The sequence below is a fragment of the Stutzerimonas azotifigens genome (assembly GCF_013522725.1).
Lineage (GTDB): Bacteria > Pseudomonadota > Gammaproteobacteria > Pseudomonadales > Pseudomonadaceae > Stutzerimonas > Stutzerimonas azotifigens_A.
On record NZ_JAAMRF010000005.1, the window covers coordinates 205,653 to 230,480 of the forward strand.

21 protein-coding genes are annotated in these 24,828 nt (G+C 65.5%); 11 read left to right on the top strand and 10 right to left on the bottom strand.

The window, feature by feature from the left end:
• Positions 1-47 precede the first annotated feature (47 nt).
• From G7026_RS11735 to G7026_RS11745, 3 genes are all read right to left on the bottom strand, one after another.
• Entirely contained in the window at positions 48-377 is a 330-nt protein-coding gene (locus G7026_RS11735) for a four-helix bundle copper-binding protein (RefSeq protein WP_181070954.1), read from the bottom strand.
• A 213-nt stretch (positions 378-590) separates the two neighbouring features.
• On the bottom strand, positions 591-1,613 hold the full coding sequence (locus G7026_RS11740; protein WP_181070956.1) for a chemotaxis protein CheB: 1,023 nt from the start codon (positions 1,611-1,613) through the stop codon (positions 591-593).
• 140 nt (positions 1,614-1,753) lie between these two features.
• The gene (locus tag G7026_RS11745; RefSeq protein ID WP_181070958.1) at positions 1,754-1,939 is read right to left on the bottom strand and encodes a hypothetical protein; all 186 of its coding nucleotides are present in this window, start codon (positions 1,937-1,939) and stop codon (positions 1,754-1,756) included.
• 213 nt (positions 1,940-2,152) lie between these two features.
• On the opposite strand from G7026_RS11745, the gene G7026_RS11750 reads away from it, so the two are divergent.
• Positions 2,153-2,554, top strand: coding sequence for a hypothetical protein (locus tag G7026_RS11750; RefSeq protein ID WP_181070960.1), 402 nt, complete (start codon positions 2,153-2,155; stop codon positions 2,552-2,554).
• A gap of 20 nt (positions 2,555-2,574) precedes the next feature.
• Here G7026_RS11750 and G7026_RS11755 read toward each other — a convergent pair whose 3' ends face one another.
• A complete protein-coding gene (locus G7026_RS11755) occupies positions 2,575-3,606 on the bottom strand; it encodes an SDR family NAD(P)-dependent oxidoreductase (protein WP_181070962.1) in 1,032 nt (343 codons plus the stop codon).
• A 371-nt stretch (positions 3,607-3,977) separates the two neighbouring features.
• On the opposite strand from G7026_RS11755, the gene G7026_RS11760 reads away from it, so the two are divergent.
• On the top strand, positions 3,978-4,994 hold the full coding sequence (locus tag G7026_RS11760; protein WP_181070964.1) for an SDR family oxidoreductase: 1,017 nt from the start codon (positions 3,978-3,980) through the stop codon (positions 4,992-4,994).
• Positions 4,995-5,140: 146 nt separating this feature from the next.
• Here the strand turns inward: G7026_RS11760 and G7026_RS11765 are convergent, their stop codons facing one another.
• Positions 5,141-6,100: a LysR family transcriptional regulator gene (locus G7026_RS11765; protein WP_181070966.1), complete on the bottom strand. Its 960-nt coding sequence runs from the start codon at positions 6,098-6,100 to the stop codon at positions 5,141-5,143.
• A gap of 323 nt (positions 6,101-6,423) precedes the next feature.
• Between G7026_RS11765 and G7026_RS11770 the strand changes: the two genes are divergently transcribed.
• From G7026_RS11770 to G7026_RS11805, 8 genes are all read left to right on the top strand, one after another.
• Entirely contained in the window at positions 6,424-8,139 is a 1,716-nt protein-coding gene (locus G7026_RS11770; RefSeq protein ID WP_181070968.1) for an AMP-binding protein, read from the top strand.
• A gap of 44 nt (positions 8,140-8,183) precedes the next feature.
• Entirely contained in the window at positions 8,184-9,695 is a 1,512-nt protein-coding gene (locus G7026_RS11775) for a CoA-acylating methylmalonate-semialdehyde dehydrogenase (protein WP_181070970.1), read from the top strand.
• 13 nt (positions 9,696-9,708) lie between these two features.
• Positions 9,709-10,482: an enoyl-CoA hydratase gene (locus tag G7026_RS11780; protein ID WP_181070972.1), complete on the top strand. Its 774-nt coding sequence runs from the start codon at positions 9,709-9,711 to the stop codon at positions 10,480-10,482.
• A gap of 59 nt (positions 10,483-10,541) precedes the next feature.
• The gene (gene mmsB / locus G7026_RS11785) at positions 10,542-11,435 is read left to right on the top strand and encodes a 3-hydroxyisobutyrate dehydrogenase (RefSeq protein WP_181071214.1); all 894 of its coding nucleotides are present in this window, start codon (positions 10,542-10,544) and stop codon (positions 11,433-11,435) included.
• Entirely contained in the window at positions 11,432-12,475 is a 1,044-nt protein-coding gene (locus G7026_RS11790; protein WP_181070974.1) for an enoyl-CoA hydratase/isomerase family protein, read from the top strand. The genes mmsB and G7026_RS11790 overlap by 4 nt, the downstream gene beginning before the upstream one ends.
• A gap of 103 nt (positions 12,476-12,578) precedes the next feature.
• A complete protein-coding gene (locus G7026_RS11795; RefSeq protein ID WP_181070976.1) occupies positions 12,579-13,730 on the top strand; it encodes an acyl-CoA dehydrogenase family protein in 1,152 nt (383 codons plus the stop codon).
• Positions 13,731-13,808: 78 nt separating this feature from the next.
• A complete protein-coding gene (locus G7026_RS11800; RefSeq protein WP_181070978.1) occupies positions 13,809-15,380 on the top strand; it encodes a gamma-glutamyltransferase family protein in 1,572 nt (523 codons plus the stop codon).
• A gap of 92 nt (positions 15,381-15,472) precedes the next feature.
• Positions 15,473-16,168: a GntR family transcriptional regulator gene (locus tag G7026_RS11805; protein ID WP_181071215.1), complete on the top strand. Its 696-nt coding sequence runs from the start codon at positions 15,473-15,475 to the stop codon at positions 16,166-16,168.
• Position 16,169: 1 nt separating this feature from the next.
• Here the strand turns inward: G7026_RS11805 and G7026_RS11810 are convergent, their stop codons facing one another.
• From G7026_RS11810 to G7026_RS11825, 4 genes are read right to left on the bottom strand one after another with little or no spacing between them, the layout of a single operon-like run.
• Entirely contained in the window at positions 16,170-17,393 is a 1,224-nt protein-coding gene (locus tag G7026_RS11810) for an amidohydrolase family protein (protein WP_181070980.1), read from the bottom strand.
• Complete coding sequence (locus G7026_RS11815) at positions 17,390-19,882, bottom strand: branched-chain amino acid ABC transporter ATP-binding protein/permease (protein WP_181070982.1); 2,493 nt, start codon at positions 19,880-19,882, stop codon at positions 17,390-17,392. The genes G7026_RS11810 and G7026_RS11815 overlap by 4 nt, the downstream gene beginning before the upstream one ends.
• The gene (locus G7026_RS11820) at positions 19,879-20,748 is read right to left on the bottom strand and encodes a branched-chain amino acid ABC transporter permease (protein ID WP_181070984.1); all 870 of its coding nucleotides are present in this window, start codon (positions 20,746-20,748) and stop codon (positions 19,879-19,881) included. Before G7026_RS11820 ends, G7026_RS11815 begins: the two co-directional genes overlap by 4 nt.
• Positions 20,749-20,794: 46 nt before the next feature.
• Positions 20,795-21,982, bottom strand: coding sequence for an ABC transporter substrate-binding protein (locus G7026_RS11825; protein ID WP_181070986.1), 1,188 nt, complete (start codon positions 21,980-21,982; stop codon positions 20,795-20,797).
• A 189-nt stretch (positions 21,983-22,171) separates the two neighbouring features.
• Here G7026_RS11825 and G7026_RS11830 point away from each other — a divergent pair, with 189 nt between their 5' ends.
• On the top strand, positions 22,172-22,570 hold the full coding sequence (locus tag G7026_RS11830) for a nuclear transport factor 2 family protein (RefSeq protein ID WP_181070994.1): 399 nt from the start codon (positions 22,172-22,174) through the stop codon (positions 22,568-22,570).
• Between the two features lie 12 nt (positions 22,571-22,582).
• Here the strand turns inward: G7026_RS11830 and G7026_RS11835 are convergent, their stop codons facing one another.
• Positions 22,583-24,796, bottom strand: a complete 2,214-nt coding sequence (locus G7026_RS11835; RefSeq protein ID WP_181070996.1) for a hybrid sensor histidine kinase/response regulator — start codon at positions 24,794-24,796, stop codon at positions 22,583-22,585.
• Between the last annotated feature and the right edge of the window lie 32 nt (positions 24,797-24,828).

A 24,828-nucleotide genomic window follows, 5' to 3' on the forward strand; every position in this document is an offset into this window, starting at 1 on the left:
AGAATCCCGCCGATGCCCACAGGCATCAGGCGGGCTCCGGGTGCGGATCAGGCCGCCATGCGCTCGCACTCCTCGGCGCAGGCCATGCATGCCTGGGCGCATTTCTGGCAGTGATCGGCGTCGTGCTTCTGGCATTCCTCTCCGCAGGCACGGCAGACCTGCGCGCAGAGCTTGCAGAACTGTTTGGCGAAGTCGCTTTCCCTGGCCATCAGCGCGGCCGCCATTCGGCACATGTCGGCGCAGTCCATGTCCAGTTGAACGCAGCGGGCCATCATCTTCACGTCGTCCTCACGCAGACAGGCGGCGGCGCAGGTATCGCACACCACGGCGCAGTTGCTGCACGCCTGGATACAGCTGTCGTATTGAGCGGTCGTCATCGGGGGTCTCCTGTGTCGGGTCAATCGGGCTCCGTTCGGAGTCGAATGGTCGAGCCTCGGCTGTTACCGTGCCCATACGTACGACTCGATCGAACCCGGAGGTTTCCTCCGCTCCGATTACATTCCGTCAGGTAGAGGCGATATCGCCGCAGCGTGGCGTCTGGTGAGCAGGCGGAGATCCATCTGGCCGCAGCGCCTGCCGTTCGTGCGCAATCAACGCGCCTGATCGTGCCCGAAGAAATTCGAGTCGAGCACCAGCTCGCGCAACGGTTCGAGGCGCTTCTGCGCATCGGCAGCCTGAACGCGGCAGTTGGCTGCGTCTTCGGGAAACCCCGAACGCTGCGCCAGATCGGCCATTTGCCGAAGCAGCAGAACGCGCTCCTCCACTGCCCGCAAGGTGTCCCAAAGCCCATTGTCGATAGCCGCATTGACCTCGGCGATCAGGCTCTTCATCGAGAACGCATGGCCTGTGTGGCAGCGAAACCGCACAATGGGCCCTTCGTCGATCTGCACCAGCACACCATGGCAGTCAGGGCAGGTGTACTTCGAGACCTTGCCCAGGCCCATCACGCCGGCCTCGATGCCGTTCCCCTTGATGGCAATGACGTTTTCGATTTCATGCCGTCCCGAATCAGAACGCTCCGGTTGAATCGCGACGGGCGTACCGATCAGCTCGCCCAGCCGACGGGCAAGCGCCCCGATGGTGCCGACGAAATCCACCTCGACATGCTCGATGGCGCTCTGTGGCATGGATCCCTGCATCGCGTCGGATGGATCCTGAACCAGGAGCAGTCCGCCGCGATCCTTGATCACCCATGAGCCGGCGGTGCCGTCGTCCAGCGCTCCGGTGAGCAGGACCCCGATGGTTCGTGCGCCATGGGTCAATGCGGCTGATCGAAACAGCACATCCACCGCCGGGCGAACACGGCACTCCTTCGGGCCGCGCGTCACGCGAATGCCGTTCCCGTCAAGCATCAGGTGGCGGTCAGCGTTGGCCACATAGACGGTGGCCGCCTCGAGCAGTTGGCCATCCTTCGCAGGCAGCACTGGCATCGAGCTCGCCAGACCCAGCACTCGGTGCAACACGCTAGGGGTATGGGACGGCACATGAAGTACCACCAGAAACGCGGCAGGCAGATCCCTGGGCAGGGCTTTGAACAAAGCGGTCAAAGCCTCGACCCCACCGGCGGAAGCACCGATCACCACGATGTTTCGTGTTTCGCTATCCAGGCGCATGGATCGTTACCTCCGGGTGCAAACCCCTTTAGTCCCAAAGCGCATGGATCGGTTCGCTAATCCTCCGGAGGCAGCCCACATTCGTTGGCGCCCGTTCGGATCGAAGCGAAGAAAGCCCCGCTCGGGGCGGGGCCTTGGGCTCAACTGCTGTGGTTCTTCGGGTCGTCCTCATCGCTCCCGTTCATGTTGGTGTCGGTCGGCCGAAGATCGTGCTCGACCGGTTGAACATGATCGGTGTGAGCGGTGGTCCCGATTTCCACCTCGTCGGCACTGTTGGCCAGATCGTGATCTTCTGCTTCGTGCGTGGTTTTGATTTCTTCACCCATGGTTCACCTCATGTCGTTGGTGTGGGACGCCTCATCTCATTTGAGGCACCTCTTCTCGCGACGTTCGAGGCAACGGGTGCCGGTTGTCAGCTCATGGGAGCGGATACCCAGGCAACGGCTTGCCGCTGCAAACCGGTTGCCGCGGCGCGGCGACTTCTCCCACACTGCGCGCACCGTCAAGCACGACGGCACCGTCATCATTGGGAGGTTTCCTTGGTCGATTTCGCGCAGCACCCGTCCCGTAACGCCATTCTCGAACATCCCGACGCGCTTGATTGCACCCTTTACCGCCCCGACGAACGCGATCCCGATGCGGACGAAACCGATCTGGGCGACGCACGCATCCTGTTCCGCGGGGCCTTCGAGCCGCCTGCCGACTGGGATGCGCTGGAGCGCGACGAGTTCTATGGCGATGCCGACCCCGCTTCGTTCTTCACCGCCTATATCGAGCCAGAGGCGGCGCCCGGCACCAAGCAGGCTTTCGTCACCCAGGTCGGCGATTTCGTCGCGACGATCCCGGGTGTGCAGGTGGTCATGTACTTCGTCGTGGACTACAGCGACGACGCCGGCAGCCGAATCTACGTGCTGCAGCGCGACGACCAGTCGCTGGACTGACCCGGACGCCGCCCGCAGCGCTAACGCGCTTGCTTGCGGGCGGCCTCCTCCCGTTCGATCCGCTGCCTGGCGCCGCCGTCGACGCCCGAGCCGGAGGGCATCGGTTGATAGAGGGCGCCGGTGGTGGCAGGCGCCGACGGCGCATTCTCGATCTGCCAGCGGTGCGCGATGTTTCCCGAGATCCGTTCGCTGAGTCCGGGCATCAGCGAATGGGAGATCACCGCGCCACGTGCTTTCCAGCCCACCGGCAGACGTTTTCTCGGATGGATCGAAACCCAGGCGATCGCCTCGACCACCTGTTCCGGACCGTCCATCGCCGCCATCCGCGCCGTTCCACCGGTGTAATTGGCGGCGTGCTCCCAGAACGGTGTATCGACCGCCCAGGGCATCACGGTGGCGACGCTGATGGTATCGCTGCCACTGAGGCGGATTTCCTCGGCCAGCGCAACACCGAGGTTCATCACGCCGCCCTTGGTCGCCGCGTAAGACGCGTGATAGGCCAGCGGCACTTCGCTTTCCACCGAGCCGACATTCACCAGCGTTCCGTAGCCCTGCTGGCGGAATTGGCGCATCGCCACATGGCTGCCGTAGATCACTCCCTTCAGGTTGACGTCAACCACGCGGGCATGGTCCTGCAGGGGAATCTCCTCGAACCGGCCCAGAGCGCCGACGGCGGCGTTGTTGATCCAGACGTCGATGCCCCCAAAAGCGTCCAGCGCCTGCTGCCCGAGACGTTGCACCTGCTCAGGATCGCTGACATCCGTGGTGACCACCAATGCCTTGCCGCCTGCGGAGCGGACCTGTGCCGCGACCTCTTCGAGCACTTCGGTACGCCGCGCGGCCAGCACCACATTCGCCTGCATCGACGCGAGCCTGAGCGCTACGCCTCGACCAAAGCCGCTCGACGCGCCGGTGACAACGAAGGTCTTGCCCGCCACCACAGCCGTGTCCCCCGGTTTCAGCCGGGGTGAGATGACACAGCCCGTCAGCAAAAGCGCGGCGACGAGCAGCGTGCAGAGCCAGGCGAAGGAAGAACGATACGGACGGGTCATTGCGGTGCTCCTGCCTCATACAGCGCCAAACGCGCCTCTATGAGTCGACACCCACGCCAGGTGCTGGTTGCAGGTGCCTGTCGCCAGGGTCCGGCACGCCCTCACGAATCGGTCGATCTGGCGGTCCGGACCGCTCCCACACAAGCGAAAGGCAGCGCCCAGCCTCGTGATTTGCTGTACCGCGCCAGCGCGACAGAACCTCCCGTGATTGCGGGAAGTTGCCTCGCGCCCGGCCGGCATCAGCGTGGCGTGGGATTCGGATGAACGCGCCGAACGAAGGGAACGCGGCGCCCGTCTACCACCTGGCACCGCGTCGCAAGGTGCCCTCCAAGCGCCGTTGCGCCCGACCCACTCCACGCAGGAGCCTGCCAATGAACTCGAACGATATCTCCTCGTCCCGCCGAAAACTGCTCCAAGGGGCAGCCGTAACCGTCGCCGCTGCCGCCGCCGCGCCGGTGTTTGCCCAGAGCGCGTCGGGCTCGAACACCGCCGGGACGGCTACCGCCGCACCGCTGGCCGATCCCAAGAAGCTCTATCCGCAGCCGCCGTTCCAGAAGCAGTCGCAACCCTGGCCGGGTCTGGCCGGCAAGATGGAGCCGCAGCCCGACCATGGCGAGCAGAGCTATCGCGGAAGTGGCCGCCTCGCCGGGCGCAAGGCGCTGATCACCGGTGGCGATTCGGGTATCGGACGTGCCGCGGCCATCGCTTATGCGCGTGAAGGTGCGGACGTCGCCATCGGCTACCTGCCCGACGAGGAGCCCGATGCCCAGGAAGTGCTCGAACTGATCCGCGCCGAGGGCCGCAAGGCCGTCGCCGTGCCGGGCGACATTCGCGACGAGGCGTTCTGCCGGCAGATGGTCGAAAACACGGTGAAGGAGCTCGGCGGCCTGGACATTCTGGTCAACAACGCCGCGCGCCAGCAGAGCCACGCCTCGATCATGGATATCAGCACCGAACAGTTCGACTGGACGGTGAAGACCAACCTTTATGCGATGTTCTGGATCACCAAGGCGGCCCTGCCGCATCTTCCCCAGGGCGCCGCGATCATCAATACCTCGTCGGTAGTCACCTACAGCGCGCCGGACAACCTGCTCGACTACTCGATGACCAAGGCCGGCATCACCACCTTCAGCAAGAGCCTGGCCAAGCAGCTGATCGAAAAAGGCATCCGCGTCAACGTGGTGGCGCCCGGCCCGTTCTGGACGCCGTTGCAGGTGTCCGGCGGCCAGACCCAGGAAAACCTGGAAACCTTCGGCGGCGATACGCCCTACAAACGCCCCGGACAGCCCGCCGAAATCGCGCCGCTGTTCGTCACCCTCGCCTCCACCGAAGCGAGTTACGTGACCGGGCAGGTGTTCGCTGCCACCGGCGGTAATGGGCTGCCGTAGACGGCGTGTCGGGGCGGGTTTCGGAGAAAGGCTCGCGGTCAAGACTAGCCGTCCCCAACCTCTCCCACGGATCGCACGAGACGGCAGAGTGAGCACCCACACTGGTCTCACCGATAGCGACGGGGCTCTTGTGGGAGCGGCTAACGCTAGTCAGGCACGGACTCGCAGAAGATCATGCGATTGGTTTCGCCCATCAACAGGCCTCGATTCTGCTCGGCGCAGGCGCGCAGGTAGCGCGCCACCAGGGTGACGCGCTTGAGCCTGGCCAGGTCTTCCCGATAGAACATCCAGAAATGCCGGGTGATGGCCAACTCATCGGGCAGTACCTCCACGAGTCTGGGGTCCAGGGCCGCCATGAAGCACGGCAGGATCGCCAATGCCCGCCCCTGTAGCGTGGCCTGATACTGAGCGATCACGCTGGTACTGCGCAGCGTGCTGATCGCACCGGGCACCACCCGCTCCAGATAGAGCAGCTCGGAGCTGAAGGCCAGATCGTCGACATAGGTGTTGAAGCAATGCCCGGCCAGATCCGCGAGGCCCTGGATCGGCGCATGGCGGGCCAGGTACTCCGGTGTGGCGTAGAGCTTGAGTCGGTAGTCGCACAGCTTCGAGCAGATGTAGGGGCCGCGCTCGGGCCGCTCCAGGGCGATGGCGATGTCCGCTTCGCGCTTGGACAAACTCACGAAGTGCGGCACCGGCAGCACATCGAAGGTGATCGCCGGATAGAAACGCTGGAATTCGCAGATCTGCGGCGTGACGAAGTAGGTGCCGAAGCCCTCGGTCGAGCCGATTCGCACGTTGCCCGACAGCGACAAACCGGTGCCGGCGACCTGCTCGCAGGCGGTCTGCAGGGTGCTTTCCAGCACTTCGGCGTAACCGAGCAGGCGCTGTCCTTCGGGCGTCACCACGAAGCCGCTGCCGCGCGACTTCTCGAACAGCAGCGCGCCGAGGGCCTGTTCCAGGGTGCGGATGCGCCGTGAAACCGTGGTGTAGTCCACCCCCAGGCGTCTGGCTGCGGCGTTGGCCTTGCGGCTGCGCGCCACTTCGAGGAAGAACTTGAGGTCGTCCCAGTTCAGCTCGTTGGGGCTCATGTGATGTTTTTGCATATGGCTTCGGTTTTTTTGTGATTTTTAAGGTGAAGTTCACCCACCTATACTCGATCCAACCGGGCAAGGCCATGCGCCGTTGGGCGTGTTGCCTGCCACCACAACAACAAGAACGAGACGGCCACCCATGAACCACAGCCCTGCCCGCGCCCCGCTCCGGGTGCCGCGCCACCTGCCCGCCATGCTCCTCCGTGCCCCCGATCTGGGGCGAACACCTCCCGTCTGATCATCGGCTACCACCACGATTGCCAAGTTGCCGCGTGGGCGCGGCCGCTTGCCGCCCCGACCAGAACGCCACGGAAGGCTCCTCACGGAGAACACCGATGAACCCGAACAGCCGCTCCTTCGTCGCTGCGCGTGACTTCCTGCTCGCCCATCGCACCGACTATGCCCGCGCCGTCGAGGGCTTCCGTTGGCCTGAGCTTTCCCATTTCAACTGGGCGCTGGACTACTTCGACGAGATGGCGCGCGACAACCGTGCGCCGGCGCTGCGCATCGTCTGCGAGCAAGGCAGCGAAGAGGTCTACAGCTTCGATCGGCTGTCGCGTCGCTCCAATCAGGTCGCCAATCACCTGCGCAGCCTGGGAGTGAATCGCGGTGACCGGATCCTGCTGATGCTCGGCAACGAAGTGGCGCTGTGGGAAACCATGCTCGCCGCGTTCAAGCTCGGCGCCGTGGTTATCCCCGCCACCGGCCTGCTGACCGGCGAGGATCTGCGCGACCGGCTCGAGCGCGGCAAGGTTCGCCATGTCATGGTGGGCAGCGATCACTGCGCCAAGTTCGAGGCGCTCGACGGCGACTACACGCGGTTGTGCATCGGTCAATCGACGGCGGGCTGGGCCGGCTACCGCGCCGCGGATGAAATGCCCGAAACGTTCGAGCCGGACGGGCCGACGCTCGCCAGCGACCCGCTGCTGCTCTACTTCACCTCCGGCACCACCTCCAAGCCCAAGCTGGTGTTGCACAGCCACCAGAGCTACCCGGTCGGGCACCTGTCCACCCTGTACTGGATCGGCCTGCAGCCCGGCGACCTGCACCTGAACATCTCCTCGCCGGGCTGGGCCAAGCATGCCTGGAGCTGCTTTTTCGCACCCTGGAACGCCGGCGCCTGCGTGTTCATCCATAACGTGGCGCGTTTCAGCGCGCCGGGCCTGCTCGCCGCCCTCGAACGTTACGGCGTGACGAGCCTGTGCGCGCCGCCGACGGTCTGGCGCATGCTGATCCAGGAAGACCTCGCCACCTACCGCGGCCGCCTCAAGTTGCGCGAGGTGATCGGCGCCGGTGAGCCGCTCAACCCGGAGATCATCGAGCAGATCCAGGACAGCTGGGGCCTGACCCTGCGCGACGGCTACGGCCAGTCGGAAACCACCACGCTGGTCGGCAATACGCCGGGCCAACCGGTCAAACCGGGCTCCATGGGCCGGCCCCTGCCCGGTTACCAGGTGGTACTGCTCGATGCCGACGGCAAGCCGGGCGACGAAGGCGAAGTGGCGCTGCGGATCGATCCGCGCCCGCTCGGGCTGATGACGAGCTACGAGGACAGCCCCGAAAAGACCGCCGAGGTGATGCGCAACGGTTACTACCGCACCGGCGATACCGCGGTGCGCGACAGCGACGGCTACATCACCTTCGTCGGTCGCGCCGACGACGTGTTCAAGGCATCCGACTACCGCATCAGCCCCTTCGAGCTTGAAAGCGCCCTGATCGAGCACGACGCGGTGATGGAAGTGGCCATCGTGCCCAGCCCCGACCCCGTTCGACTGTGCGTGCCCAAGGCGTTCCTGATCCTGGCCCAGGGCCACGCGCCCTGCCCCGAGCTGGCGGCCGACATTCTCACTTTCGCCCGCGAGCACCTGGCGCCCTACAAGCGGGTGCGGCGCCTGGAGTTCGTCAGCGAGCTGCCCAAGACCCTGTCGGGGAAGATCCGCCGGGTCGAGCTGCGCCAGCTCGAAGCACGGCGGCGCAAGGGCGAAACGCGCCAGCCGCACGAGTACTTCGAAGAGGACTTCCCATCGCTCAAGGTCGGCGTGGCCTGCTGAGCCGCCCGCTAATCGAGCCCCCTACATACCCGAGGACTTCACCCATGAACGACAGCCAGGCGGTACCCCGCGTCAAACTCCTCATCGACGGAGAGTTCGTCGAATCCACCACCGAGCAATGGCGCGACATCGTCAACCCGGCAACTCAGCAGGTGCTGGCCCGGGTCCCATTCGCCACCGCCGATGAGATCGAAGCGGCGGTGAGCAGCGCCAAGCGAGCCTTCCAGACCTGGCGCAAGACGCCGATAGGGGCGCGCTCGCGGATCTTCCTCAAGTATCAGCAACTGATCCGCGAGCACATGAAGGAGCTCGCGGCGATCCTCACCGCCGAACAGGGCAAGACCCTGGCCGACGCCGAGGGCGATGTGTTCCGCGGGCTGGAGGTGGTCGAGCACGCCGCGGGCATCGGCAACCTGCAGCTGGGCGAACTCGCCAACAACGTCGCCAGCGGCGTCGACACCTACACCCTGCTGCAACCGATCGGCGTGTGCGCCGGCATCACGCCGTTCAACTTTCCGGCGATGATCCCTCTGTGGATGTTCCCGATGGCCATCGCCACCGGCAACACCTTCGTGCTCAAGCCTTCCGAACAGGACCCGATGGTGACCATGCGCCTGGCCGAGCTCGCGCTCGAAGCCGGTATCCCAGCGGGCGTGCTCAACGTCGTCCACGGTGGCGCCGACGTGGTCAATGCCATCTGCGATCACCCCCACATCAAGGCGGTGTCCTTTGTCGGTTCGACTCATGTCGGCACCCACGTCTACAACCGTGCCAGCGCGGCTGGTAAACGCGTGCAATGCATGATGGGTGCGAAGAACCACGCCATCGTGCTGCCCGATGCCCACAAGGAACAGACGCTCAACAACCTCGCCGGTGCCGCGTTCGGCGCCGCCGGCCAGCGCTGCATGGCGCTTTCGGTGGTGGTACTGGTGGGCCAGGCGCAGGAGTGGATCGGCGATCTGGTGGCCAAGGCGCGCACGCTGAAGGTCAACGCAGGCGTCGAGGCCGGCACCGATGTCGGCCCGCTGGTCTCCTGCGCGGCGCTGGACCGCGTCAGCAGTCTGATCGAGCGTGGCCAGCAGGAAGGCGCGACGCTGGAGCTGGATGGCCGCAACCCGAGCGTGGCTGGTTACGAGAGCGGCAACTTCATCGGCCCGACCATCTTCTCCGGCGTAACGACCGAGATGAGCATCTACCGTGAGGAAATTTTCGGCCCGGTGCTGTGCGTGATGCACGCGGCAACGCTGGATGACGCCATCGCCCTGATCAATGCCAACTCCAACGGTAACGGCACCGCGATCTTTACCCGCTCTGGCGCGGCGGCGCGGCATTTTCAGGAGGAAATCGACGTCGGCCAGGTGGGCATCAACGTGCCGATCCCGGTGCCGGTCCCGATGTTCTCCTTCACCGGCTCGCGGGGCTCGAAGCTCGGCGACCTCGGCCCCTACGGCAAGCAGGTGGTGCAGTTCTACACCCAGACCAAGACCGTGACCCAGCGCTGGTTCGACGAAAACGACGTCGGCACCTCGGTCAACACCACCATCACCCTCAAGTGAGCCGGAGACGACCATGAACGACAGTACCCTGCGCGTCGAAGTAAGCGACGGCGTCGGCCTGCTCACCCTCGACCGGCCAAAGGCGCTCAATGCGCTGAACAGCCAATTGATCGGCGAGCTGAATCAGGCGCTCGACCGCCTGGAGGCGGACCCTGCGGTCGGCTGCATCGTCATCACCGGTTCGGCGAGGGCGTTCGCGGCGGGCGCGGACATCAAGGAAATGGTCGATCTGAGCTATCCGCAGAGCTACCTCGGTGACTTTTTCGCCGCCGCCGACCGCATCGCCCAGCGGCGCAAGCCACTGATCGCCGCGGTCGCCGGGTACGCCCTGGGTGGCGGTTGCGAGCTGGCCCTGATGTGCGACTTCATCTATGCCGCCGACACCGCCCGTTTCGGTCTGCCGGAAGTCACCCTCGGGGTGATGCCCGGCATCGGCGGCACCCAGCGCCTGACCTGGGCGCTGGGTAAATCCAAGGCCATGGAAATGTGCCTGACAGGTCGCCAGATGGATGCCCTCGAAGCCGAACGCGCGGGCCTGGTGGCGCGCGTCATACCGGCCGACGCCTTGCTGGAAGAAACCCTGCAGGTCGCGCGGGCGATCGCCGGCCGGTCCCGCCAGTCGGTTCTGATGATCAAGGAAAGCGTGAATCGCGCCCTGGAAATCGGCCTCGCCGAGGGGATTCGATTCGAGCGACGTCTGTTCCATTCGCTGTTCGCCACGGCCGATCAGAAGGAGGGCATGCAGGCCTTCATCGACAAGCGCGCCGCACAGTTCGGCCACCGCTGAACCCCACTACCGACCGCTCGCGGCTTGGCTGCCGGCGGTTCGAAACGGAGAAAATGACCATGTTTATCGGCTTTCTGGGACTGGGCAACATGGGTGGCCCGATGGCGCTCAACCTGCTCAAGGCGGGCCATCAGCTCATTGTTTTCGATCTGTCGGCCGATGCGATGGCCCGTGCCGTCGAAGCGGGCGCCTCGGCAGCGGACTCGCCGGTCGCGGTGGCGCGTGCGCCGGTCGAGCTCATCATCACCATGCTGCCCGCCGCTATCCACGTGCGTCAGGTCTATCTGGGCAGCCAGGGCCTGCTCAACCATGTCAGGCCGGGTGTGATGCTCATCGACTCGTCGACCATCGACCCGATGAGCGCACGGGAAGTTGCCAAGGCCGCGCAGGAGCATGGCAATCCAATGCTCGATGCGCCGGTGTCCGGCGGCACCGGTGGTGCGGCGGCCGGCACCCTGACCTTCATGGTCGGCGGCTCGGCGGCCGACTTCGACCGCGCCCAGCCGATCCTCGCGACGATGGGCAAGAACATCGTGCACTGCGGAGACTCGGGCAACGGACAGGTCGCCAAGGTGGCCAACAACATGCTGTTGGGCATCTCGATGATCGGCGTCGCCGAGGCGATGTCCCTGGGCGTTTCCCTGGGCATGGACCCCAGCGTGCTGGCGGGTGTGATCAACACCTCCAGCGGACGCTGCTGGAGTTCGGACACCTACAACCCCTACCCCGGCGTGCTGGAAAACGCGCCGGCCTCGCGCGGCTACAGCGGCGGCTTCGGCACCGACCTGATGCTCAAGGACCTGGGCCTGGCAACCGAGGCAGCCAAGCAGATTCGCCAGCCGGTGATTCTCGGCGCTCTCGCCCAGCAGCTCTATCAGCGTTTCAGTGCCGATGGCCATGGCGGTCTGGACTTCTCCGCCATCATCCAGACCTACCTAAGGCAGCAGCCATGAACACAGCCGAAGCGCCGGTACGCAGCGAGGTTCGCGACGGTGTCGCACACCTGATCCTCGACAGACCGGAGGGGCTCAACGCGTTGACGCTGGGCATGGTATGTCAGCTACACGCCCATCTGCAGGCCTGGGAGGCAGACCCCTCGGTGCGGGTGATCGTATTGCGTGGTACCGGCGACAAGGCCTTCTGTGCCGGCGGAGACGTGCGCTCCCTTTACGAGAGCCACCGCAGCGGCAGCGACATGCACGAGCACTTCTTCCGCGACGAATACGCCCTGGACCAGTACATCCACCGCTACCCCAAGCCCATCGTCGCGTTCATGGACGGCTTCACCCTCGGCGGCGGCATGGGCCTGGCTCAGGGCGCCAGGCTGCGTCTTGTTACCGAGCGCAGCCAGCTGGGCATGCCGGAGACGGCCATCGGCTTCTTCCCCGATGTCGGCGCGAGCTATTTCCTGCCGCGCCTGCCCGGTTGCCTCGGGCTGTACCTGGCGTTGACGGGCAACCGTATCGGCGCGGCCGATGCACTCCATTGCGGGCTGGCCGACGGCTATGTGACCAGCGACGCGCTCGCATCGCTGGACTCCGCCCTGCTCCATCTGCACGAAACCGACGGCATGGTCCGGCTGTTCGAGCAGCACCTGCAGCGCGAATTGCCCAATCCGCCTTTGGCGACCCTGCAACCGGCCATCGACGAGCATTTCGCCGGGCCGGACGTTGCCTCGATCCTGCAATCGCTGGAAGGTGAGCAACACCCGGAATACCACGACTGGGCTCGGGAAACCCTCGAGCTGCTACACAGCCGCTCGCCGATGGCCCTGGTAGTGACCCACGAGCTGCAACGGCGCGGCGCCGAACTCGACCTGGCAGCCTGTTTCGAGATGGAACAGCACGTCGGCGCACTCTGGTTCGAGCATGGCGACATTGCCGAAGGCGTGCGTGCGATGCTGGTGGACAAGGACCAGAAACCACGCTGGCGTTACCAACGCCTCGAGCAGGTCACCGCCGAACAGGTCGAGCATTTTTTCGATGGCCTCTGACGGTTGCGTGCCTTCGCATGTCTGAAGGTGGACGGTGGGGCCGCCTAGGGGCCCCGCCCAGGTGGCCGCCGGCATGCGCCCTACAAGAACAAGGAACAGCCCTATGCATGATCTGGAACTGACCGAAGAGCAAATCATGATCCGCGACATGGCGCGCGACTTCGCCCGCCGCGAGATCGCACCCAATGCCCAGGCCTGGGAAAAAGCCGGCTGGATCGACGACCGGCTGATCGCGCAAATGGGCGAGCTCGGCCTGCTGGGCATGGTGGTGCCTGACCACCTGGGCGGCAGCTACACCGATTACGTCGCCTATGCCCTGGCGGTGGAGGAAATCTCGGCGGCCGATGGCGCCACCGGAACGATGATGAGCGTGCACAACTCGGTGGGCTGCGGCCCCTTGCTGCAATACGGCAGCGACGAGCAACAGCAGGCCTGGCTGCCGGACCTCGCCAGCGGGCGCGCCATTGGTTGCTTTTGCCTGACCGAGCCGCAGGCCGGTTCCGAAGCCCACAACCTGCGCACCCGTGCCGAGCTGCGAGACGGCCAGTGGGTGCTCAACGGCGCCAAGCAGTTCGTCACCAACGGCAAGCGCGCCAAGCTCGCCATCGTGTTCGCCGTGACCGATCCGGAGCTGGGCAAGAAAGGCCTTTCCGCATTTCTGGTGCCGACCGACACGGCGGGCTTCAACGTCGAGCGCAGCGAACACAAGATGGGCATCCGCGCTTCGGACACCTGCGCCATCACCCTGAACGACTGCCGCATCGCAGAGCAGAACCTGCTCGGCGCGCGGGGCAAAGGCTTGGCCATCGCCCTGTCGAACCTGGAGAATGGACGCATCGGCATCGCCGCCCAGGCCCTGGGTATCGCCCGGGCGGCCTTCGAGGCGGCGCTCGGCTATGCCCGCGAACGGGTGCAGTTCGGCACGCCGATCATCGGCCACCAGAGCATCGCCAACATGCTGGCCGACATGCACACCCGGATCAACGCCACCCGGCTGATGGTGCTGCACGCCGCCAGGCTCAAGACAGCCGGCCTTCCCTGCCTTTCCGAAGCTTCCCAGGCCAAACTGTTCGCCTCGGAAATGGCGGAAAAGGTGTGCTCGCAAGCCATCCAGATCCATGGCGGCTACGGCTTTCTCGAAGACTATCCGGTGGAGCGCTATTACCGCGACGCACGCATCACCCAGATCTACGAAGGCTCCAGCGAAGTGCAGCGGCTGCTGATCGCCCGCCAGCTCGCCGACTATTCCCTGTAGCACCGAGCGGCGAAGGTACGGTTATTGCTTCGATGGTTAGCAGATTTGCTAGCAATTTAAGCAACCGGAGCCTTAACCATGAAAGCCCATTCCCGCCGCGGCGTGATCTGCACGCCGCACCCCGACGCCAGCGCAGCCGGCATGCGGATACTCGACGCAGGCGGCACCGCCATCGATGCGATGCTCGCCGCCAGCGCCATGCTCGCGGCCGTGTTTCCGCACATGACCGGTATCGGTGGCGATGCCCTCTGGATGATCCACGACGGCAAAGTACGCACCATCATGGGGATCGGCCAGGCCGGCCAGCGCCTGCCCGAGGGCGGTCGCATCGGATTGCGTGGCCCGACAGCGGTCGCCACCACGGCCGGCGCGTTGGCGAGCTGGCAGACGGCCCAGGCCATTAGCCGCAATCAATGGGACTCGCGTATGGGCTGGCAGGACCTGCTCGGCGACGCGGCAACCATGGCCCGCACCGGAATAGCGGTGTCCGATTCCCAGCTGTTCTGGCAAGGCCAGCGCAAGGTCCTGATCGAAACGCTGCCGGATCTTCACAGCCTGTGCAAACGCGATGGGCGGTGGCTCCAGCCGGGCGATCTGCTGCAACAGCCGCGTCTGGCCAATACGCTCGATCACCTGGCGCTGCGTGGTATCGAGGACTTCTACCAGGGCGAACTGGCGCAGGCATTCGCCGCCGAATTCGAGCGGCTCGGCTGCGGCCTGGACGCGGAGGATCTCGCCGCCACGCGGGCACCGGAGGTCGAGCCGATCTCGGTACGCTACCGCGAGGGCACCCTGTTCAACGTCGCGCCACCCTGCCAGGGCCTCTATACGCTGCAGGCGATGGCCGCGCTGCAGCACAAGCCGGTCGCCTCTGCCGGCAATGGCAGCGCGCTGTACTACCACTATCTGGTCGAAGCGATAAAACAAGGGCTGCTGCGGCGCAATGCCGAACTCCACGACCCAGCCAACAGCGGTTGGAATTTCGCGTCGACCCTGGGGCTCGAGCAGGCGCAACGCAGCGCCCAGCGCATCGATGAAGGACGCGCGGCGCCCTGGTCCGAGCCCGGCAAACCGGCCGACACCATCTGGATGGCCGCCACCGATGCGCAAGGCCGCACCGCCTGCCTGATCCAGAGCCTGTTCCATGATTTCGGCTCCGGCTGCATTCTCGGCGACACCGGCGTGCTCTGGCAGAACCGCGCGGCGGGCTTCAGCCCCGACGCTGCCCACCCCAACGCCTGGGCACCGGGCAAGCGTCCCGCGCATACCCTCAATCCTTCCTGCTACCTGGGCGACGACGGCAGCCGGCTGTTCTTCGGCACCCAGGGTGGCGACGGTCAGCCGCAGACGCAGATGGTCCTGGCGACCCAGCTGATCGACTTCGGCCGGCCCATCGACGAGGCCTTGCGCACGCCCCGCTTTCTGCTGGGACGCAGCTTTTTCGACAGCACCGACAACCTCAAGCTCGAGGCCGACATAGGCGAGGATGTGATCGGCGGCCTGGCGGCGCTTGGCCATGACGTCGAGGTCATCGAACCGCTCAGCCCGTTCACCGGTCATGCCGGGGCCATCAGCATCGAGCGGGACGGCAAGCGCAGCGCCATGCACGACCCGCGCGGCCAGGGTGTCAGCCTGGGACAATCCGAGTGAACGCCGACGATGAGCGCGCGTTGCCTGCCCAGGCGGTGCTAGCGGATAATCCCGGCCGATTGCTAGCTACTCAGGCCGCACTAGAGGATCGGATGGGCGTCAAGACCGTCACCGCCAAACAGATCGAAGTCCAGCGCATCGTCGATGCGCTGTCCAAGGCCATCGCGCAGCACCGCCTGCCGCCGGGCATGCGCCTGATCGAAGCGCAGATCGTCGATGCGCTGCAGGCTAACCGCAACCATGTGCAGGTCGCGTTGCAGCGCCTGGCGATGCAGAAGATCGTCAGCATCGAACCCAACCGCGGCGCCATGGTGGCCCAACCCAGCGCCCGCGAAGCGCGGGAGATCTTCACCGCGCGGCGCGCCATCGAGCGCGCCATCGTCGAGTCCATCACGCCGCAAACGATGCGCAAGCATCGCCAGCGCATCGCCCAGCACATGGAGAGCGAGCGCAAGGCCACCGGATCCACCGATCGCCGTGCCATCGTCCGTGAGCTGAGCGACTTTCACCTGATGCTCGGTGAAATCTGCGGCAACTCGGTGCTCGCCGATCTGCTGGCCAACCTTATGGTACGCAGCTCGCTGATCGTCGCCCTCTACCAGCGCAACGACCATCCGCCCTGCGCCTCGGACGAGCACCAGGACATCGTCACGGCGCTCGAAGAAGGCGACCAAGGCCGCGCGGTCGCAGTGATGATCGAGCACCTGGACGAGCTCGAGGGCCAGCTGGCCCTCGAAGAACCCGCACCGCCCGAGGTCAACCTCAAGCAGGCGCTCGCCGACCTCTGAATCAGACCGGAGACAGCAGCCGTGGCTGCGAGCGCTCGAAGGTCTGCCGCCCGCCCTTGAAGCCCATCAACGGCGGGCTGATCTGTGCCACCACCGCAGCCGGCGACGGTGCATCGAAGACGACGAAATCAGCCCGACAGCCCGGCGTTAGGCCATAGTCGGGCAGGCGCAGCAGACGTGCCGACTCGGCCGATATCCAACCCAGGCACAGCAACAGTTCGGCTTCGGTGCCCAGTTGGCTCGCATTGGCGAACAGGTTCGCCTGCCGGACCAGCGAGGCATCGCCATAGGGCGTGAAGGGATTGCCGATGTTGTTGGTCGACACCGAACAGGTGACGCCGCAGCGATGCAGCTGTGCCAAAGGCGCCAACCCGCGCGGTTTGTTGTGGAACTGCTCGCGACCGGTCAGGAACAGATCGGTGCTGGGCAGGCAGGTCACCTGCACACCCGCATGCGCCAGTGCGCGGCCGATCTCCTGCAACTGCGGCAGCGCGATGGCCGAGAGCTTGGTGACGTGGCCGATGGTCACCCGCCCGCCCCAACCGTGCGTCTCGGTGCAGCGGATCACCTCGTGCACGGTCATCCCGGCCGGGTCGAGGTCGAAATCCAGGTGGAAATCCAGGTCGCGGTCGTATTCCACAGCCAGCTCGAAGAGGCGGCGGATCTGCGCTGCCGGGTCGGCGTCCATGTAGGGGCAACCGCCGAGCACCTCGGCGCCCTGCTCCAGCGCCTGGCACAGCAGAGCCTCGGTACCGGGGTTGTCGAGCAGCCCTTCCTGCGGAAACACGCAGAGCTCGAGGGTCAGCGCCCAGGCGTAATCGGCCTGCAGCCGCCGCACGGCCGCGAAGCCAGTGAGACCAATCTGCGGGTCGAGTTCCACATGGGTGCGCATGTGCGTGGTGCCCTGGACGATGGCCATCTCCAGCACCCGAGCGCCACGCTGGTAGACGTCATCTTCGGTGAAGCCGGCCTTGGCCGCGCGGGTCTGCTCGATCGCCTCGGCCAGGGTGCCGGCCTCGAGGCGGCAGCGCTCCATGATGCAAGCCTTGTCCAAATGGATATGGGTTTCGATCAACCCCGGCAGCAGCAGCCGGCCTGCCAGGTCGAGGGTCTGGTGGCTGACAGCCCTGCCGGGCTCGCTGACGAAGCGCCCCGCTTCCACCCACAGTTCGGACAGTTCGGCGCCCTGCCCCAGTCTGGCATTGAGGATGTGCAGATCGCTCATGCCACCGCTCCTTCGCCGAGGTAGGCCGCCGCCAGGTCCGGATCGTCCCGCAGCTCGGCCGCTGTGGCGCTCTTGACGATGCGCCCGGTCTCCAACACGTAGGCGCGGTCGGCCACCTGCAGCGCGAGGTTGGCCATCTGATCCACCAGCAACAGCGTCACGCCTTCGTCGCGCAGCGCCGCCAGCGCATCGTAGAGTTCGCCGATCATGGCCGGTGACAGGCCGAGCGAAGGCTCGTCGAGCAGCAGGATGCTGGGCTTGGCCATCAGCCCGCGACCCACCGCGACCATCTGCTGTTCGCCGCCGGAGAGCAGCCCGGCCGGGCTGTCGATGCGATCGCGCAGCCGTGGGAAGCGCTGCAGGATGGCGTCGATCTCGGCCTCGGAGTCGAAGCGGTCGGTGCGCGAATAGCTGCCCAGCAGCAGGTTGTCGCGCACGCTCAGCTGGGGAAACATTTGCCGTCCCTCGGGTACCAGCGCCAGGCCACGTGCGGCGATGTCGCTGGCCGACGCGTGTTCGATGTTCTGGTCATCGAGCAGCACCGAGCCGGACGAGGCACGGTGGAGCCCGGCCAGGCACTGCAAGATGCTGGACTTGCCGGCACCGTTGGCGCCGAGGATCGCGATCAGCTCGCCCGGATTGACCACCAGGTTGACCTTGTCGACCACCGGCGCGGCGCCGTAGTCGATCACCAGATCCTTGATGTACAGCCTCGCATCGCGAGTGCCCGCCCAGGGTTCGGCGCGTGGTGGCGCCTGGTAACGGGTACCGCCCAGGTAGGCTGCGATCACCTTCGGATCGTGGCGCACCTGCTCCGGCGCGCCCCAGGCGATCGGCTTGCCAGCGTCGAGCACCAGCAGCCGTTCGGATACCGCCATCACCAGCGCCATGTCGTGCTCGACCAGAATCACTGCGATACCGAAATCCGCCAGCACGCGAAGCAGCGATGCAAGCTGATCGGTGTCCTGGCGACCGAGGCCGGCGGCCGGCTCGTCGAGCAGCAACACGGCTGGCTGACTCGCCAATGCCCGGGCGATTTCCACCAGGCGGCGGTCGACGTGGGGCAGGTCCTCGGCAGGCGTGTTCACCGATCCGCGATAACCGACCAGGGCCAACAGCTGCAGGGCCAGCTCGCGCTGTTCGTCCGTGGGCAGCCGGAACGGTTGGCCGAGGCGGCCTTGCTGCATCGCGACCAGCAGGTTTTCCAGCACCGACAGCTCGCCGAACAGCTGGGTGGTCTGGTAGGTACGGGCGATGCCGGCGCGGGAGATCCGCCAGGCGGGCAAGCCCTGCAGCGGGCCGTCCAGCAGGATGCTGCCGCTGTCCGGCGCATAGAACCCGCTGATCATGTTGAGCACCGTGGTCTTGCCGGCACCGTTGGGGCCGATGATGCTGGTGATGCTGCCGGGAGGCGCATCGAGGCTTACGCCCTGGGCCGCCTGCACGCCGCCGAAGCGGATACCGATTTCGTTCACCTGCAACCCACTGCGCTGCCCCCTTGCGCCCAGGTAGTCGGCCAGGCGCTGCCGATTGTATTGCTGTGGCGCGGTTTCCACCGCCGGGCGCATCCAGCGACGGCCCAGCGCGCCGAGCAAACCGCTGGGTGCAGCCCAGAGCACGGCGAGCAGTAGCACCGAGAACACCAGCAGACGGTACTCGGCGAAATCCGAGAGCATTTCCGGCAGCAGCACGATCAGCAGCGCGCCGAGCAGCGGGCCGAACAGCGTACCGGCACCGCCGACGATCACCGCCAGGACGAACAGGATCGACTGCGAGAAGGGAAACGACTCGGGGTTGATGAACATCAGCAGGGGCGACACCAGCGAGCCGGCCAGCCCGGTCAGCGCCGCCGACAGGGCGAACGCCAGTGTCTTGGTCTGGACCGGGTTGAAGCCCAGCGAGCGCGCCGCGATCTCGGCGGATTTGACCGCGCGCATCGCCTTGCCCCAGCCGCTGTCACGCAGCCGATGGAACAGCGCGAACGCCGCCACCATCAGCGCGGTGGCGATCAGCGCGAGGCCTATCGAGGGGTCCAGCGAGCCGGTCTCGGGCATCGGGATTCCCATCAGCCCGTTGGAGCCGCCGGTGACCTGACGCCATTCGATCAGGCTGTGATGCACGACGAAGGAAAACGCGATGGTGATCATCGCGAGATACGGCCCGCTGACCCGCAATGCGGGGATCGCCAGCAAGCCACCGACCGCTCCCGAGACAAGCCCGGCGACGAGCATCGCGACCACCAGCGGCACGCCCGCCAGGGTCAGCAGTGCCGAGAGATAGGCGCCGATCGCATAGAACGCGATGTGACCGAAAGAAATCTGTCCGCTCAGGCCGATTAGGATATTGAGGCCCACGCCCACCACCGCCGCCAGCGCGCACAGTGTGAAGACCAGCAGCGAATAGCTATCGAGGGTGAAGGCCAGCGCCACCCCGCCGATGGCGAGGATCGCCAGGGCCAGGAGCGGAGCGCGGGAAATCCAGGCATTCATACTTTCACCATTGCCTTGCTGCCGAACAGGCCGTTGGGACGAATCGCCAACGCGACGATGACCAGCGCGAAGGTGAAGATCTGGGTGAACGCCGAACCGAAATTCAACGTGATCAGTGCTTCGGCCAGGCCGAACAACAAGCCGGCGGCGAACACCCCGCCGGCGCTGCCGATGCCGCCGAGAATGGCGACCGCAAATGCCTTGAGTCCGAACAGCGTGCCCATCCCGGCGTTGACGCTGAACAGCGGTGCGATCAGCAGCCCGGCGATTGCGGCGAAAACGGTCGAGACCGCGAAGGCCACCGCCACCACCCGGCTGACGCGGATGCCCATCAGCATCGCGGCCTTGGGGTTCTGCACGCTGGCTTCGAGTACCTTGCCCAGGCGGGTGTAGCGACGCACCAGAAACAACGCCAGCGCGATCGCGCCGCCCACCAGCGGGATCAGCAGCTGCAACACGCCGACGCTGCTGCCGAACAGCTCGATGTTCTGGTTGCCCAGTTCGGAGGTGAACTGGCGTGGCTCCTTGCCGAAGGTGAACAGCACCAGGTTATCGACCAGGATGCCGCCGGCCACCGTCGCCATCAGCCAGGCTTCCGAGCCCCGGCTGTGGAACGGCCGCACCAGGAAGCGCTCGATGATCAGCCCGTACAGCGCCGCCGCGGCCAGGGTCAGCGGCACGGCCAGCCAGAACGCCAGCCCCCAGCGAACATGCAGCGTATAGCCCAGCACCGCGCCGACCATCATGGCGCTGCCCTGGGCGAAGTTGACGGTGCGCGAGACCACATAGGTGATGTGGAACCCGAGCGCGAGTAGCGCGTACATGCTTCCCAGGCCAAGCCCGGTGACGATCGCGGCGGTGAACATCGATAAGATCCTCGGGCGACGCGCAGGGCGCGCATCGCCTCTTGCTTCAGGGCTTGACCGGTACGATCTGGTTACCGACGAAGTGAGTGAACAGGTAATCGTCCGGGCCGAGGGCGTCGTGCTTGTCGGTGGTGAACGGCTGGCTGTACTGCTTGATCAGCCCGTCGTAGCTCTCGATGGCGTAGAACCCGTCGCGCACCTTGGTGCCCTCGGTGCTGCCCGCCTTCTCGATCGCCAGCGCCGTGAGGTGCAGCGCGTCGTAGGCGTTGGCGATGCCCACCGCGGGCGTCACGTCGGCGAGGGATTTGATCTCTGGATAGCGCTTTTTGAGCGCTTCGAGCAAAGCGGTGCCCTTCGCGTCGCTGTCATCGGTGAAGACGTAGGTCTGGACGAAATGCACGCGCTCGGCGTTCGGCCCGGCCAACTCGCCGAAACGCCCACCGGCCGGTCCCCAATGGGACACGACGGGCACGTCCCAGCCCATGCGGTCGAGCGACTTGACCACCTGGGCCGAGGGGCCGACGTTGCCCACCATCAGCAGGGTGTCGGTGCCGGCATTCTTCAGACGCGTCAGCTGAGGCACCACGTCCAGATCGCTGTCCTCGATGCGCTCGACGCCGGCGTACGCCATGCCGCGCTTCTCCAGGGCGCGCTTGAAGCCTGCCTCGTTGGATTCGCCCCAGGGGTTGTTGATCAGAATCATCCCGGGCTTCTTCATGTCCATGCGGGTGATGCCGTATTCCACCAGCGCCTCGTCGACCAGCTCGTCGACGGCCGAAACTCGGAACACGTAGTTATCGGCCGCGCCGTTCTCGGTGATCTTGGTACCCGCGGCCCACACCCCCATGAAGGGCACCTTCATCTGGTTGGCCAGCGGGACGATGGCCAGCGAGACCGGCGTATCGAGCCCGCCGAAGAGCACGCTGACCTTCTCCCGCTGGATCAGCTCGCGCGCCGCCAGCATGCCCTTGGACGGATTGCTTTCATCGTCCCGGCGTATCAGTTGCAGTGGACGACCCAGCACGCCGCCCTGGGCGTTTATTTCTTCGATAGCGACGGTAAGACCACGGGTGAGCGCCTCGCCGGATTTCGCCGATTGCCCCGATAGCGCGGCCACCAGGCCAACCTTGATCGGCTCTTCGGCCTGGGCCGCTCCGATCAGAAGGGAGCCGAACGCAAGGGCAACGGCGGAACGGGGAAACAGACGTCGCAGAGGTGAGAGCAGACCGAACATAGTTGTTTTCTCCTGATTGCTAGCATTCGCACAATACTTGCTAGCAAGTGTGGTGCCAGTCGCTGGAACCGCCGACCTGGGGCCTTCGCCTCTCTCTTGGCCTCGTTCGGTGCACAACTATCGGGCATGGCGCACCAGCTGCTGGCACTCGAGAAGCTCGCCTACACGAATCAGAAAAGGAAATGGCATATGAATCATGAAAACAGCGCGGTAGAGATTGTTAGCAATTTTCTGGCGGCCTCGATGACGCCAGATCCGGTAAAGGCCGCGACCTTCATGTCGCCCGATGTGCGCATCACCTTCACCGGCGGGCGCCTAATGCCCGACCCGCAGACCATCACCGCCTTCAACGGTGGTCGCTATGCCTGGGTGAAGAAACAGCTGGGGCAGTTCGACTGGATGGACCGTGGCGATCACACGGTGGTGTATTCCAACGGTACGCTTTACGGGGAGTGGCCGGACGGCAGCAGCTTCAGCGGCAACCGTTATATGGATCGGTTCGAGGTGCGTGACGGCAAGATCGTACGCATGGATGTCTGGAACGACAGCGCCGAGTGGCTGCTTGAGCCGGCGCTGAACCGGCCGTGAAGAAGGAGGCCTTCAGGCCTCCTCGCTGTCGCGCCTGATCTCGCTCCGCAGTGCATCGACCAACACGTGCATATCGTAGGGCTTGGCCAGCACGCGGAAGCCGTAGTCCGCCGGTGTCCGCTCGGTGTAGCCGGTCGCCAGCAGGATCGGCAGCTCCGGCGAGCGGGCGCGCAGGGCCAGGGCCAGGCCGATACCGTCGAGTTCGCCCGGCATCACGATGTCGGAGAAGACGACGTCGAAGACAGGCTTGCTGGGGTCGTCGAATCGCTCCAGAGCCTGGGCGGCGTCGGCCGCTTCTTCGACCTCGCACCCCAGCTCGCGCAGCATCGAGGCGACCACGTCGCGCACCTGATCATTGTCATCGACCAGGAGCACCCGGGCATTGAACTGGCTGTCGATCGCCCCTGGCGCGGCCGCCTCGGGCGTGACCTCGCTCGCCTGGCTCATCGGCAGCAGCACGGTGACCTCGGTGCCCTCTCCGAGCTGGCTGCGAATGCCGACCGTACCCCCCGACTGGGTGGCGAAGCCATAAACCTGAGCCAGACCGAGGCCGGTTCCGGCGCCCACCGCCTTGGTCGTGAAGAACGGCTCGAACACCTTGGCGAGCACCTCCTCGCTCATGCCCTGCCCGTTGTCATGCAGCTTCAGGCTGATATAGGGCCCGCCCGGAAGGCCATGGTGGTTGTCGCTCGGCAGCTGGATTTCGTCGAGGCTGATCTGCACCTCGCCGCCATCCGGCATTGCATCGCGGGCGTTGAACGTCATGTTGAGGATGGCCAGTTCGCATTGCAGCGGATCGGCACACGTCAGCCAGGGGCGCTCTGGCAGATCGACTCGCAGCTTGATCCGGCTGGGCAAGGCGCCCTCGAGCAGATCAGCCATCCCGATGAGCAGCTCGCGTACGTCGATGACCTGCGACTCGTGCGCACGCTGACGGCCAAAGATCATCAGCTGTCGGGTCAATTTGGTGCCGCGCTGGACCGAGCGGCTGCAGGCTTCCAGCGCCATCTTCGCGCGTGGGTCGACGGTCATGCGCTCGGCCAGTTGCAGGCCCACGGTCATGGTCTGCAGGAGGTTGTTGAAGTCATGGGCGATACCGCCAGTGAGCCGGCCGAGCGCTTCGAGCTTCTGACCCTGGAGCATGGCCTGCTGCGACTGCTCGGCCTGGCGCACCGCCTCGGCCACCTGATCGCGCATCAGCGCGTTGCCGTTGAGAATCCGCCGACTGGCTCCGGCCAGCACCCGGCCGGTGCGGTCCGTCTCGTCCAGGCCGGTCACCGGTGCCTCGATCGGCTCGCCACGTCCCATCGCCTGGGCGGCATCGTCCAGCACGTCGAGCGGATGGGTAATCTTGCGGCAGACCCAGAACGCAAGGATCAGCGAGACGCCGAGCAACAGCAGGCTGCCGATGGACACCGCCGTCACCGCGCGCAGCGCACTACCGCGCAGCTCCGCCTTGGGAAGTGCCAGGACCACCGTCCAGCCCGAAACCGGTGCACGGCTGAAGAACGAATACACTGGCGTACCATCGAGGGTGACCGACTCGGTAGAGCCACGATTCGACTGGCGTAATACGTCCTGCATGTAGCCGCTGGGCTTCAGCCCGATGTAGCTCTCCGGGTTGCGCGAGCGCGATACGATCGTCATGTCCCGATCCACCACGGTCCCCAGCCAGCCTTCCGGCAGCCGCTGCTCGGCCAGTACGTCGTCGATCTGGCTGGCGAACGAGCCCATTGAGATGTGGTAGACCAATTCACCGTCGCGATAGACCGGCCTGGTGACGGCGAAGCTGTACTGCTTGCCGATTCGCGACATGTACAGGCCCGACACGTTCATGCCCTCGCCGAGCGGATAGGACGCGGCAGCGGTGTTTTCCGGCAGCGGTTCGCCCTCGGGCACCCGGGTGTTGAGCAACTGGTGGCCGTCCTCGTCGCCAACGACGAAGACGTTCTCGTCCGACTCCAGGAGGCTCATCAGATACGAACGAAAGACCGGAAAGTCGCCACGAACCAGCGATGGCGAATGAGCCAGGGTCGAGACGATCGCGTCGCGCCTGGCAATATCCCTGTCGACCGCCAGTGCGACTGCCCGGATGGCTTCGCTCATGGTCCGCTGGATATGGGCGTGCTGCGCGTTATAAACCGAATAGATCACCGCAAGGCAGAACAGCAGCGTCGGTGCGAGAACCGACAGGACAAGCAGAATCAGACGGGAACGGATGGACACGATTGCTGCTCACCGGGCAGAGGGCCACATCG